The sequence below is a fragment of the Sphaerotilus microaerophilus genome (genome assembly GCF_023734135.1).
In the GTDB taxonomy this organism is placed as follows: domain Bacteria; phylum Pseudomonadota; class Gammaproteobacteria; order Burkholderiales; family Burkholderiaceae_C; genus Sphaerotilus; species Sphaerotilus microaerophilus.
Map to the genome: position 1 here is coordinate 2,015,209 of NZ_AP025730.1, position 12,660 is coordinate 2,027,868.

General features: G+C 68.0%; 12 protein-coding genes and 1 pseudogene. 6 read left to right on the plus strand and 7 right to left on the minus strand.

Annotated features, from left to right (window positions below; all coding sequences use genetic code 11):
* From NGK70_RS08890 to NGK70_RS08900, 3 genes are all read left to right on the plus strand, one after another.
* The gene (locus NGK70_RS08890) at nucleotides 1-435 is read left to right on the plus strand and encodes a tautomerase family protein (protein ID WP_251972887.1); all 435 of its coding nucleotides are present in this window, start codon (nucleotides 1-3) and stop codon (nucleotides 433-435) included.
* 138 nt (nucleotides 436-573) lie between these two features.
* Complete coding sequence (locus NGK70_RS08895; protein WP_251972888.1) at nucleotides 574-2,406, plus strand: sigma-54-dependent Fis family transcriptional regulator; 1,833 nt, start codon at nucleotides 574-576, stop codon at nucleotides 2,404-2,406.
* A gap of 148 nt (nucleotides 2,407-2,554) precedes the next feature.
* Nucleotides 2,555-3,862, plus strand: coding sequence for a HEPN/Toprim-associated domain-containing protein (locus tag NGK70_RS08900; protein WP_251972889.1), 1,308 nt, complete (start codon nucleotides 2,555-2,557; stop codon nucleotides 3,860-3,862).
* A gap of 250 nt (nucleotides 3,863-4,112) precedes the next feature.
* On the opposite strand, the gene NGK70_RS08905 is transcribed toward NGK70_RS08900, so the two are convergent.
* Complete coding sequence (locus NGK70_RS08905; protein WP_251972890.1) at nucleotides 4,113-5,009, minus strand: LysR family transcriptional regulator; 897 nt, start codon at nucleotides 5,007-5,009, stop codon at nucleotides 4,113-4,115.
* 164 nt (nucleotides 5,010-5,173) lie between these two features.
* Here NGK70_RS08905 and NGK70_RS08910 point away from each other — a divergent pair, with 164 nt between their 5' ends.
* Together NGK70_RS08910 and NGK70_RS08915 are read left to right on the plus strand one after the other, a co-directional pair.
* Nucleotides 5,174-5,806, plus strand: a complete 633-nt coding sequence (locus NGK70_RS08910; RefSeq protein WP_251972891.1) for an NADPH-dependent F420 reductase — start codon at nucleotides 5,174-5,176, stop codon at nucleotides 5,804-5,806.
* 29 nt (nucleotides 5,807-5,835) lie between these two features.
* Nucleotides 5,836-6,420, plus strand: a complete 585-nt coding sequence (locus tag NGK70_RS08915; protein ID WP_251972892.1) for an ester cyclase — start codon at nucleotides 5,836-5,838, stop codon at nucleotides 6,418-6,420.
* A gap of 35 nt (nucleotides 6,421-6,455) precedes the next feature.
* Here NGK70_RS08915 and NGK70_RS08920 read toward each other — a convergent pair whose 3' ends face one another.
* The 3 genes from NGK70_RS08920 to NGK70_RS08930 all read right to left on the minus strand — a co-directional run bounded on the left by NGK70_RS08920 (nucleotide 6,456) and on the right by NGK70_RS08930 (nucleotide 10,617).
* A complete protein-coding gene (locus tag NGK70_RS08920; protein ID WP_251972893.1) occupies nucleotides 6,456-8,711 on the minus strand; it encodes a putative bifunctional diguanylate cyclase/phosphodiesterase in 2,256 nt (751 codons plus the stop codon).
* A gap of 198 nt (nucleotides 8,712-8,909) precedes the next feature.
* Nucleotides 8,910-9,977 carry a ribosome small subunit-dependent GTPase A gene (rsgA, locus tag NGK70_RS08925; protein WP_251972894.1) on the minus strand — a complete coding sequence of 356 codons (1,068 nt, stop codon included), beginning with the start codon at nucleotides 9,975-9,977 and terminating at the stop codon, nucleotides 8,910-8,912.
* 157 nt (nucleotides 9,978-10,134) lie between these two features.
* The gene (locus tag NGK70_RS08930) at nucleotides 10,135-10,617 is read right to left on the minus strand and encodes a VOC family protein (RefSeq protein WP_251972895.1); all 483 of its coding nucleotides are present in this window, start codon (nucleotides 10,615-10,617) and stop codon (nucleotides 10,135-10,137) included.
* A gap of 184 nt (nucleotides 10,618-10,801) precedes the next feature.
* Between NGK70_RS08930 and NGK70_RS08935 the strand changes: the two genes are divergently transcribed.
* Complete coding sequence (locus NGK70_RS08935; RefSeq protein WP_251972896.1) at nucleotides 10,802-11,167, plus strand: hypothetical protein; 366 nt, start codon at nucleotides 10,802-10,804, stop codon at nucleotides 11,165-11,167.
* Here the strand turns inward: NGK70_RS08935 and NGK70_RS08940 are convergent.
* The 3 genes and pseudogenes from NGK70_RS08940 to NGK70_RS08950 all read right to left on the minus strand — a co-directional run bounded on the left by NGK70_RS08940 (nucleotide 11,080) and on the right by NGK70_RS08950 (nucleotide 12,630).
* The gene (locus NGK70_RS08940) at nucleotides 11,080-11,373 is read right to left on the minus strand and encodes an antibiotic biosynthesis monooxygenase family protein (protein ID WP_251972897.1); all 294 of its coding nucleotides are present in this window, start codon (nucleotides 11,371-11,373) and stop codon (nucleotides 11,080-11,082) included. The two genes, NGK70_RS08935 and NGK70_RS08940, sit on opposite strands and share 88 nt — an antisense overlap.
* A gap of 189 nt (nucleotides 11,374-11,562) precedes the next feature.
* Nucleotides 11,563-12,173, minus strand: a pseudogene (locus NGK70_RS08945) (GNAT family N-acetyltransferase).
* 274 nt (nucleotides 12,174-12,447) lie between these two features.
* Nucleotides 12,448-12,630, minus strand: coding sequence for a hypothetical protein (locus tag NGK70_RS08950; protein ID WP_251972898.1), 183 nt, complete (start codon nucleotides 12,628-12,630; stop codon nucleotides 12,448-12,450).
* Nucleotides 12,631-12,660: the final 30 nt, after the last annotated feature.

The window sequence follows — 12,660 nt, forward strand, 5'->3', positions numbered from 1 at the left end:
ATGCCCGTCGCCAACATCCACGTGCTCGCCGGCCACCCGCGCCCGGTGCTCAAGCAACTGCTGCGCGAGGCGTCGGCCACCTTCGCCCGCGTCATCGAGGCGCCGCCCGACCGCCTGCAGGTCTGGATCACCGAGGTCGACCCGGAGCTCTACGCCATCGCCGGTGAACCCGCCGACGAGGTGCTGCAGCACACACCACGCGCCCAGGCCGAGATCCCGCTGATCCGCATGGCGCTGATGGAGGGCCGACCGGTGGAGATGCTGCACCGCGTCATGGCCGAGATGAGTGCCGTCGTGGCCCGCAACCTGGGCGGCGACCCCCAGCGCGTGCGCGTGCAGATCGACCACGTGAACGCCGACCGCTGGGCCATCGGCGGCGTGCCCGCCAGCGTCGCCCGCGCGGCGGAGCTGGCGACGCGCCGGGCTGCGGCCTGAGGGTAGGCGTAAATCCCCCCCAGCCCCCCTTTTCCAAAGGGGGGAGGCATGCGGCAGGGTGTGTTTGGTTCCCCCCTTTGAAAAAGGGGGGTCAGGGGGGATTTGCTCTCCGCCATGTATTCCCACCGGAGCCTCGCCATGCCCCCCAATCCCCACCGACTCCACCCCATCGGCTGTGATTGCGAGGCCCTGGAGCCCACCGATGAGCTGGTCTCGCGGCTGCACTTCGACGCCCGCGAGGGCCGCATCTGGCTCAACGACCAGCGCATGCTGCTGCTGCACAACAGCGCCATGGGCGTGCTGCGCCAGGAGCTGATCGAGGGCCTGGGGCTGGACAAGGCGCGCGGCCTCATCACCCGCATGGGCTACAACTGCGGCGCCAACGACGCCGACCTGGCGCAGAAGTTCCGCCGCTTCGACCGCCCGATCGACGCCGTCTACATCGGCCCGCAGCTGCACATGCTCGAAGGCGTGGCCCGCGTCGAGAAGGTCAACCTGGAGCTGGACGAAGAGGCCGGCCACTTCCTCGGCGAGTTCAACTGGCACGGGAGCGCCGAGGCCGAGGCGCACGTGCAGATCTACGGCATCGGCAGCCATGCGGTGTGCTGGCAGCAGACCGGCTACGCCAGCGGCTTCGTCAGCCGCTTCATGGGCCGCCCGGTGGTGTTCCGCGAGATCCAGTGCCGCGCCCAGGGCGCGCCGCACTGCGTCATCGTTGGCCGCCCGGCCGAGGCCTGGGCGCAGGCCCGCGCCGAGGGAGCCGAGGGCGCCGAGTCGGACCTCGCCAGCCTGCGCGCCGACGACCTCAGCCTGGGCGTGGCCGCGCCCCTGCCGGCCCAGGCGGCGGGGCCCGATGCCCTGCTCAACGACCTGGAGGTGGTCGGCGTCTCGGCCGGCTTCAACGCCGTCTGCCACATGGTGCGCCGCGCCGCGAACACCCAGGCCACCGTGCTCTTCCTGGGCGAAAGCGGCGTGGGCAAGGAGGTGCTGGCGCAGGCGCTGCACCGCATCAGCCCGCGCGGGAACGGGGCGAACACAGGGCCCTTCGTGGCGATCAACTGCGCCGCCATCCCCGAGGACCTGATCGAGAGCGAACTCTTCGGCGTTGACAAGGGCGGCTACACCGGCGCGCTCGCCACCCGGCCCGGCCGCTTCGAGCGCGCGCACGGCGGCACGCTCTTCCTCGACGAAATCGGCATCCTCGGCTGGACCGCCCAGGGCAAGCTGCTGCGCGCCCTGCAGGAGCGCGAGATCGAGCGCGTGGGCGGCACCCAGACCGTCAAGGTCGACGTGCGCGTGGTGGCCGCCACCAACCTGGACCTGAAGCGCGAGGTCGAGGCCGGGCGCTTCCGCGAGGACCTGTACTACCGCCTGAACGTGCTGCCGCTGCGAGTGCCACCGCTGCGTGAACGCCGCGAGGACATTCCGGTGTTCATGAACCACTTCCTGCACAAGTTCAACCGCCGCGACGGCCGCCAGGTTACCGGCTTCACCGGCCGCGCCATCGACGCGATGCTCGCCTACGCCTGGCCCGGCAACATCCGCGAGCTGGAGAACCTGGTCGAACGCGGCGTGGTGCTCGCCAGTGACGGCGGCGCCATCGACCTCATGCACCTCTTCCTCGGCGACGAGGCCCTCTCCGCCCAATGGCTCGCCCTGCAACGCGACGGCAGCCTGCGCCACCGCGGCGTCGGCGCCGCCAACGACCCGGTGAAGGTGGAGGCCGACGCGGAGCAGGCCGACGCGGCGACCGATCCTCTCAGCCCCGCCCAGCAACTTGCCCAGCGCGTCCAGGCCTTGCTTTGCGGCCAGGCCACCCACTCCACGGAGGCCCAGCTGTCACTCGACCAGCTCGAAACCGAACTGGTGCGCAGCGCGATGGCTGCGACGGGAGGCAACCAGTCCGCTGCGGCGCGGCTGCTGGGGTTGAGTCGGGCGCAGTTGATTTATCGGTTGAAGGGGTTGGGGTAGGGCAAATCGGACTGTTGAAGGGCTGCAATCGACCCTAAGCTGTCCTTCGCGTCGATGCAAAGCTGTCACTCCTCCCTGCAGGTGTATCCAGGCCGGCGCGGCCGTTGTATGCCTTTCGGCGGCTATTGGAGACCGCCGAGAATGGCGTATGGGCACCTACACCTCCCTCTACGTAAACGACTTCGATCTTGCTATCTCCAAGAGCGCGGTGATTCCGGAGATCATGACGGTCTTCGTCGAGTCCGACCGCCGCAGTCTGTGGCGCCGCACAAGTGACTGCGAGGTAGTGGACGGCCCATCAGGCGACGACGACATCGAGCGGGCAGTCGAGTACGTCACAACGGGCGAGAAGGCCATCCAACGCTTGGATGTAATGGGATTTACTCTGGAGCGCTGCAGGCGAGAGTACGACGAGATTCGAAATGAGGCGATCCAAGGTCTTCGCGATGCTGTAGCGGAGGATGGCCTCGCGAGCGATGGGTCAGACAACTTCTACGCTAAGGAGATTGAGAAGTACGAGCGCCTGACCTTCGACGAATACGCTGCAGCCTTCAAGAGCGTCTTGGAGCGCAAGCTTCAGTGGTATGACCTCACGAGCGAGCAGCGTGCAACACTACATGCGACAACGTCGTACATCCTCTCGGATCAGCACGATGACTGGCACAACTTCGGTTTCATGTGCCGGGACATCAGGAGCTTTCTCCGGATGGCACTCTCCGTTTCCGCGCCCGACGCGATCCTGCGGCAAGACGTATCCGGGTTGGTGTCCGCAGGATGGGTTCGCGCAGAGGACCCTATTCGGGACGACGCTGTGCGACTGCTGGTCGAGCGTTACCCTGAGAACGCCCCCCGAATCGTACTCACCGAAGGCTCAAGCGATGCAGAGATTCTTAAGATTTCGCTTGCCGTCCTCTTCCCACATTTGGTCGGCTACTACACATTCTTCGACTTCCATGGCAGCAAGGCAGCCGGCGGCGCAACGCAGCTCATCTCAGTGGTGAAGGCCTTTGCGGCAGCGGGCGTCGCCAACAGAGTAATCGCGGTTCTGGATAACGACACGGCTGCGCACGAAGCGCGTCGGGCGTTGAGAGACGTGCTGCTTCCCGAGAACATCGCCATTGTTCATTACCCACCCAGAGACTGGCTGCGCGAGTACCCCACTCTCGGTCCGTCAGGCGACGTGTCTTTGGACGTTAACAGCAAAGCCGCCAGCATCGAGCTCTATCTTGGCCGCGACGTCCTCACGGTCGGTGGCAACCTGTGTCCGGTCCAGTGGGCTGGCTACTCGCAAGCCATGCGCGCGTATCAAGGGGAGGTTGTAGACAAGCCGGGAGTGATCGAAAGATGGAGAGCAAAGGCCAACCGCTGCCTCGAAGAACGCACTTCTATCGTGCCAGCCTACTGGGCTGACATTCGCGCGGTATGGGAGCAAATCATGGCCGCTTTTCCGGCTTAGTTGCGAAGGGACTACTTCTTGGAGTCTCTCGACGAGAGACCGTTTAGGTGTGCTGTACCGGCCTACCGTTCATGGCCGGCTCGCGCCGACCAGCGGTCCCAACTCGTCGCGGCAATCCTGCCTTTCAAGCGGGCGCAGGGGCAATAACTTGGAGCGGGGGATGACCGGCAGCTTGTGGCCGAGTGCGGACTGCCGAGCGGATCGCCGATCGCGTAGCGCGCCACCATTTCGATCACGAAGCCCCTGCGTCTCAACCCACCCCGCCCCCCAACGCCTCCACCAAGTAGTCCACCAGCAGCCGCACCTTCGGCGTGAGGTGCTTGCGGCTGGGGTAGACGGCGTAGACGCCGAATTCCATCGAGCGGTACTGCGGCAGCACCTCGCGCAGGGCGCCGGTTTGCAGGTGGGTGCCGACCATGAAGGAGGGCTGCAGGACGATGCCCTGGTGGGCGAGGGCGGCGGCGACGCAGGTGTCGCCGCTGTTGCTGCGCATGCGCGGGGCGATGCGCACGCTGACCTCGTCGCCCTCGGGGCCGGTGAAGCTCCACTGTTCGCCGGTGGAGAGCAGGGTGTAGGCCATCACGCTGTGCTGGGCGAGGTCGGCGGGGTGGGCCGGTTCGCCCTCGCGGCGCAGGTACTCGGGCGAGGCGCAGAGCAGCATGCGGGTGGTGGTGAGCTGGCGGCTGACCAGGGAGGAGCTGGGCAGGCGGGCGATGCGCACGGCGAGGTCGATGCCCTCGTCGACCAGGTCGACCAGGCGGTCGGACAGGGTGACCTCCAGCAGCACCTGCGGGTGCCGCGCCATGAAGCCGGGCCACAGCGGCGCCAGGTGCAGCAGGCCGAAGCTGACCGGCACGTTCAGCCGCAGCGGGCCGATGGCGCGGCCGGTGCGCTCGGTCAGCTCGGCCTCGGCCTGGGCGATGCCGTCGAGCAGCTCGCGGCAGCGCGCGTGGAAGCGCTCGCCGGCCTCGGTGAGCGACAGGCGCCGCGTGGTGCGCTGCATCAGGCGCGCGCCCAGGCGCTGCTCCAGGTCGCCGACCAGGCGGGAGACGGCGGTCTTGGAGACCTGCAGCGCATCCGCCGCGCCGACGAAGCTGCCGGCCTCCACCACCGCCGCGAAGGCGCGCATTTCCTCGAACTTGTCCATGGCGGTTCTCTGGGTCCTTTGAGGAGGCTTTGAACGTCTGATTGGCTGTGGTTATCCCTGAAATCGGGATAAACAGTTGATTGGTGGCCAGTTTATCTGCGGAGTCGGGACAAATACAGTGCTCTCCATGGCAGCGCAGTGCTGCCACCCCACGGAGAACCCTCATGAACATCACAGTCCTCGGCGCCGGCAACATGGGCGCAGCCTTCGTTCAACAACTGACGCGCGCTGGCCACCGGGTCACGGTCACGGCCCGCGATGCCGCCAAGGCGGCGCAGGTGGCCGAGCGCCACGTCGGCGCCCAGGCGCTGCCGCCGGCCGAGGCCGCCCGCGACGCCGAGGTGATCGTGCTGGCCACCGGCTACGCCGACGCCGTGGCCGCGCTGCGTGGCCTGGGTGACCTGCAGGGCAAGGTGGTGATCGACATCACCAACCCGCTGACGGCCGACTACATGGGCCTGACGCTGGGGCACAGCACCTCGGCGGCCGAGCAGATCGCCCAGGCGCTGCCGGGCATCGAGCTGGTCAAGGGCTTCAACACGGTGTTCGCCCAGGTGCTGGCCGAGGGGCCGGACTTTGGCGGCGGCCAGCGCGTGCCGGTCTTCCTGGCCAGCGACAGCGAGCGCGCCAAGCAGGCGGCCCGCACGATCGCGCAGGGCCTGGGCTTTCACGTGGTGGACGCGGGCGGCCTGAAGAACGCGCGCTACCTGGAGCCGCTGGCCGGTCTGAACATCTACCTGGGCTACGGCGCTGGGCTGGGCACAGCCATCGCGCCGACCTGGCTGCGCAAGGGCTGAACCCGCACCCCATCACCGACACGATCACCATGAACTTCACCGTCTCCTCCCTGCGCACGGCCGTCGCTACTGCGGCCCTGCTCGCCGCCGCCGGCAGCGTCTTCGCCCAAACCACCGCTTCGCCCGTCTCGACGGCCGAGAAGCCGGCCACCCCGGCGCCCAAGCCCGAGCGCCAGGCGCCGAAGGTCGAGAAGCACCTGAAGACCTTCGACACGCTGGACTTCGACGTCTTCAGCAACCAGAAGTGGGACCGCCTGCACGAGAGCCACGCCGAGGACATCGTCGTCACCTGGCCGGACGGGCACGAGACGCGCGGCATCGCCCGGCACATCGACGACCTGAAGGCGATGTTCGTCTTCGCCCCGGACATCGCGATCAAGACCCACCCGATCCGCTTCGGCTCGGGCGCCTGGACGTCGGTGACCGGCGTGATGACCGGGACCTTCACCCGCCCGATGCCGCTGCCCGATGGCTCCAGCATCCCGCCCACGGGCAAGCGTTTTGCGATCGGCATGGCCACCATCGGCCACTGGACGAAGGGCCGCATCGACCACGAGTGGCTGTTCTGGGACAACCAGGACTTCATGCAGCAGCTGGGGCTGGCCAAGCCCTGAGGGGGCGGCGGTGGTGCCGGCGGAGGTGCTGGGCTTCAGCCTGCCAAGGCAGGCTCGTGCGGCAATCCCGCTTCACTAAGCAGCCGGGTGATTTCGGCCGCTGGCAGCGGGCGGGCAAAGTGGTAGCCCTGCGCATGGTCGCAGCCCAGGGCGTGCAGCTGCCGGCGGGTTTCTTCGTCCTCGACGCCCTCGGCCACCGTGAGCAGGCCCAGGCTGTGCGCCATCGTCACCACCGCGGCGACGATGGCGGCGTCGTCCGGGTCGCGGGCGAGGTCGCCGACGAAGCTGCGGTCGATCTTCAGCGTGTCCACGGCGAGCCGCTTCAGGTACGACAGGCTGGAGTAGCCCGTGCCGAAGTCGTCGATCGCCAGCCGCACGCCCAGCCGCTTGAGGTTGCGGATCACGCTGAGCACCTGCTCGGTGTCGCTGATGAGGATCGATTCGGTCAGCTCCAGCGTCAACGCATGGCCGGGCAGGCCCGACTTGCGCAGCGCCTCCACCACGCTGCGCTCCACGTCGCCCCGGCGGAACTGCAGGGCCGACAGGTTCACGGCCACCTTCATGCCCGTGTGCCCGTCGGCATGCCAGCGGGCCGCCTGCCGGCAGGCCTCGCCCAGCACCCAGTCGCCGATGGAGACGATCAGCCCGCTTTCCTCGGCCACCGGGATGAAGCGTGCTGGCGGGATGAACTGCCCGTCCTCGCCGCGCCAGCGGATCAGCGCCTCGACACCTTCCATCGCCCCGGTGGCCAGGTTCACGACGGGCTGGTAGTGCAGCAGCAGCGTGCCGGCGTCCAGCGCGCGGTGCAGGCCGTTGCGCAGGCGCAGGCGCTCCTCGACCTCGGCGTCCATGTGCGTGTCGAAGAAGCGGAAGGTGTTCCGCCCGGCCCCCTTGGCGCGGTACATCGCCATGTCGGCCTTCTTCAGCAGGGTGTCGAAGTCCTCGCCGTCGTCGGGGTAGAGCGCCACGCCGATCGACGCGCAGCTGATGAGCTCGTGCCCCTCGTGGCGGCAGGGCTCCTGGATGCGCTCCAGCAGCCGCTCGATCAGGGGCGTCAGGCTCTCGGCGTCGCCCACGTCGGTGAGCAGGATCAGGAACTCGTCGCCCCCCTGGCGGCTGACGGTGTCGATGCCGCGCACCGACTCGACCAACCGCCTGGCCGTGGCCGTCAGCAGTACGTCGCCGTACAGGTGCCCGAGCGAGTCGTTGATGGCCTTGAAGTTGTCGAGGTCGATGAACAGCAGCGCCACGCGGCTGCCCGAGCGTTGCCCCTGTGCGGCAGCCCCCCGGAATCGGTCGGCCGCGAGCCGGCGGTTGGGCAGGCGCGTCAGTGCGTCGTGGTACGCCAGGAACTCGCTGCGCTCCTCGGCCTCGCGCCGGATGCCGATCTCCCGGTTCAGCTGCTCGTACGGCGCCTGCACGCCAGCGACCACCAGCGCACGGTACAGGTAGGCATAGGCGATGACCTTGTAGGTGTGCCCCAGCAGGCTGAACAGGCTGTTGACGTTCGAGTACAGCGTGAAGCACAGCTCACAAAGGATGGTGATCACCACCGCGGTGAACAACGAGCCGGCGTCGTAGTCCGCGCCCCGGCGCCAGTCGCGCAGGAACACCGCGGCCGGCACCAGCAGCAGTGCGACGATGCCGTACTCGCTGGCGATCTTGAACGCGGTGAGCCCCTGCCCGTCGATGAAGGTGCGCGGGAACAGCTCCGGGTGCAGCAGCCGCAGCAGGCAGGCCAGCGCCACGCCCCCCAGCACCAGCGCCAGCAGCCCCCCGCGCGGTATCGACTCCAGCCGCTGCCGCCAGGGCCGCAGTGCCACCGCCAGCAGCGTCAGCGCCGAGGCATAGCGGGCCATCAGCCAGAAGTCGATCGCCTTCTCCGGTGACGCGGGCGTCACGAAGTCCGGCATGCCCTTGTAGGACAGCATGTGCGCCAGGTCGAGCAGCCCCACGGCCAGGAAACCCGCGCCGAGCACCGTCAGCCCGCTGGCGCGCGGCGTGTCGTGGGCGTGCCAGCACACCGCAAAGACCAGCAGGGCGACCACGATCGCCATCGTCTCCATCACCGTGTGGAGGGCGACCGGGAAGAAGCGCGCGCTCTGCTTCAGCCCCTCCAGCGGGGGCGCCAGCCAGAACAGCAGGAACACCAGCGTGAACCCGACCAGGAGCGGCCAGGGCACGCGGCCGGCGGCCACCGGCTCGTGCGCACCCAGGACCGGCGGGGTTGGAGGCCAGGGTTCTTCCGTCACGGCGGCCTGGGTGGGCAAGGAAGCGAAGGAGGTCTTCACGCGATCGCGGTTTCGCAAATACAGCTCAGGAGGGCCTGGGGGCAAGCCTTCATGCCTTCAATGATGCACCGCATCGGCACTGCTCACCCCACAAGGGGGAGCCCTTCGTTGGCCATACTCACGAAGTCGAACGGCGCGGCAGCCCGATCAACTGGCGAGCGGTGGCCAAGCTGCTGCCGGGCAGGCCCGAACCTGGCCCTACCCGTCCCTCTGTTTCTTGTAGCTGTGGACGAACCGGCCGAACGCCCGGTCCTTTCGGCGCCGGTCCAGGTGGGACAGGTCGTTGAAGTCGGATTCCTTCTGCAGCTTCAGGTAGTTCTGCAGGTGCTCCTCGCTCAGCTCGCGGCGCTCGATGGCGGCACGGACCTCGCAGCCGGGTTCGCTGCCGTGGCGGCAATCCGGGTAGCGGCAGCTGCGCGCCAATGAAGCTATGTCGGCAAAGGCCGCCTCGATGCCCTCGTGGGCGCCCAGCATCCCCAGCTCTCGCATGCCCGGCATGTCGATCAACAGCCCCCCCTGTTCAAGCACGATCAACTGCCGCCGCGTGGTGGTGTGCCGCCCCTCGCCTGTGTGGCTGACCTCGCGGGTTTCCAACGAATCCCCGCCCAGCAGGCGGTTGATGAGTGTGGTCTTGCCCACGCCCGACGAGCCGAGCAGGCAATACGTGCGGCCGGGCACGATGAGTTCGCGCACCTGGTCGACGCCCGAGCCCGTCACGTTGCTGATGCAGACGATCCTGGCGTCCACCCCCAGGGCACGGATCTGGCCGATCAGCTGATCCAGCGCCTCCGGGGTGACCAGGTCCGTCTTCGTCAGCAGCAGCACCGGCTCGATGTGGCCATCCCGTGCCATCACCAGGTAGCGCTCCAGCCGCCGGACGTTGAAATCGAAGTGGCAGCCCTGCACGATGAACGCCACGTCGATGTTGGCGGCGATCATCTGGAACTCGACGTCCCGGCCCGCAGCCTTGCGCCGCAGGAAGGACCGGCGGGGCAGCAGGTGATGGATGCTGGCCTGCGTGCCGGCATCGCGCCAATGCACGCACACCCAGTCGCCGACACAGGGCAACTCGGCCGCGGATTCGGCCAGGTGGAGGAACTTGCCGGTCAACTCGGCCGGCACCTCACCACCTTCACCCCGGATCAGGTACCGCCCGCGGTCCACCGCGGTGACGCGGGCGATGGACAGGCCCGGCCCACAAGATTCAGCGGCCTCACCGGCTGCATTCGCCAACCAGCGATCCAGGCCCAGGGCATTCAATTCCATCAGGACACTCTGGCAGCAACGGCGGGGCTTGCCAAGTGGACTGGTCAAGGTCAGGTGACTTGCCTGGAGGCGGGCTCATGGCCGACTCCAGCCATTCAAGACGCCATGCCCACAACCGCCCTGCCTCTTTGCGGTGAGTTCGGTTGGGTCCTTCATCTCACCCCCGCCAAGCCTTCTCGATCGCGGCGATGTCGATCTTCGTCATTTCCATCATGGCATCGAAGGCCCGCTTGGCGGCCACGCGGTCCGGGTCGCTGATCGCCTCCATCAGCACGCGCGGGGTGATCTGCCAGTTCAGCCCCCACTTGTCCTTGCACCAGCCGCAGGCGCTGGGCCGGCCGCCGTGGTCGATGATGGCGTTCCACAGCCGGTCGGTTTCGGCTTGGTCGTCGGTGGCGACCTGGAAGGAAAACGCCTCGGTCTGCGGGAAGGCCGGGCCGCCGTTCAGCCCCAGGCAGGGGATGCCCATGACGGTGAACTCGACGGTCAGTATGTTGCCCTCCTGCCCGGCGGGGTAGTCGCCAGGCGCACGCAGCACGGCGCCCACGGCGCTGTCGGGGAAGGTGGCGGCGTAGAACTGCGCGGCCTCCAGGGCGGTGCCGTCGTACCAGAGACAGATGGTGTTCTTGGGGCTGGGCATGGGGAGCCTCCGGGCGTCGGGTTGGGGAACGCGCAGTCTCGCACCGCGGCGGTGATTTTTCTCGCGCTGCCAGGCCAGACCCCGGCGGGCTCAAGTTCTCCGCCCGCCTGCCGAACCCCAGGCACGGCATGCCGTCCGCCCGCCCGCCCGAACGCACGTAGGCCCTGACCCTGAAACCCACGCCATGTCCACCTCGTCCGTCAGCCTGGGCGGCATGAACGCCGCAATGAATGCGCTGGACACCTCCGCCTGGCGCATCGCCCGCCAAGCCGCCCAACGTCCCGCCGATGCGGCCAGCCCGGCGACACCCGCTGCCACGTCGAGCCCCTCGCTGGAGGACGACATGGTCAGCCAGCTCCAGGCCAAGAACGCCTTCCTCGCCAACCTGCGCGTGTTTCAGACGGGGGACGAGATGCTGGGCGCGCTGATCGACGTGAAGGGCGGACCGCCCGCCCCGGCGGCCTACGCCTGGGCCGCCACCAGGAAGACCTCGCGCGTGGGCGGTCCGGCCATCAGTGGGCCGAACTTCGCGATCTGCTCCTGCAGGTAGCCGCTGCTCTCGCCGGCCTTCATGTCCTCCGGGGTGTCCCAGAGCGTCAGCGACACGCCCTTGCCCGTCTCGGGGTCGGTCAGGAAGAACGCGCCCCTGAATCCCTTCTGCTGCCTCGCGACGGGAATCACGGACTCATTGAAGATTTTCTGGGCCTCGTCCATCTTGTCGGGCCGACCCGGCATCGCCACCATCCTCGCGTACATAGCCAACTCCTTTCGCGGCGTCTTGCTCGCGCTGCTGAATCTGCGTCCGCGGCGGGCAATCGTCATTGCGTACGCTCAATGACGGCGGCCAAACAGGTCGCCCTTGTGCAGGCGATCTGGTGTGGATTCCTTCAGGAGCTGGCGTGACGCGGGCCCCATCGGGCGGCGACGTGAGGCATGCCATGCCCGTCATCGACTCAGTGCGTCCTCTCCCGGGGCGATCTCCGCGCCACCTGCGGCCCAATGCGCACGAATCAACCGGTACAGGCAATGCGATCTCAGCGGGCTCCCCTCGGGAAGCGCCGGGTGGTCAAAGTCCTCATGCGTGGCGCGCATGCCAAGGCGCTGCATGACCGCCTGCGACGGCAGGTTCAGCTTGGCCGTGGAGGAGACCACCTCCGGCAGACCCTGCTGCTCGAACCCGAACCGAAGCACCTCGCGTCAAGCCTCCGTGGCCGGGCCCTTGCCCCAGTGCTGCCTGGCCAGCCGGTACCCGATTTCCACACAGGGCATTCCACACAGGGCATGAACGGCAGTGCACGCCTGGGTATGGTGAGCCCGACAAAGCCGACGAAGCCGCCATCGCACACCTGCTCGACCGCCCAGTCGCTCCAGCCGCACTCCTCCAGTTCGGCGGCCCAGGCGGCGATGCTGCGGTCGCTCTGCTCCCGCGTCTGGAGGCCTGGAAAGTACCGCATCACGTCGGGGTCGGCGTTCCGCCGGGCAAACGCCGGCTTGTCGCGCGCCTGCCACTGGCGCAGGCGAAGACGCGGCGTGGCCCGTTGAATCACTCGGGACATGGCCTACGTGCAGTGGGCGCGCACGGCCGCCGAGGGCAAGCCCCTTGCCAAGGGCACGCTGCCTCAGCTGTGCCAGGTCTGCCAGTGGCCGGTGCTCTTCACCGAGCCGGGCGATCCGACGGAAATCTGCTACCGGGAGGAGAAATACCTCGGCGAAACCTTCCACTCTTGCTCGAGAAGTTCCTCTCGGCGGCGGACGCGCCGTCCGTGCGCAGCCCGATGTTCCGGTCGATTTGAGAGGGGCAGTCGGCGGCTACAGCCAGCGGCGACACCCTCAACGCTGCGAATCCGTGTGCGACTTCGCCATCAGCTTGATCATCTTCAGGTTGATGATGAAGAAGCGCGGGATCTGCCAGAGCAGGCTGGTGCGCAGGTAGCGGGTCAGGCCCGTGGGCTTGGGCGGGTAGTAGGCCTGCTGGTAGGGCTCTTTGTTCGCGGGTTGTGCGGTGGTGGACATGGGGTTGCTCCGGAGGATGGGTGGTTTGCG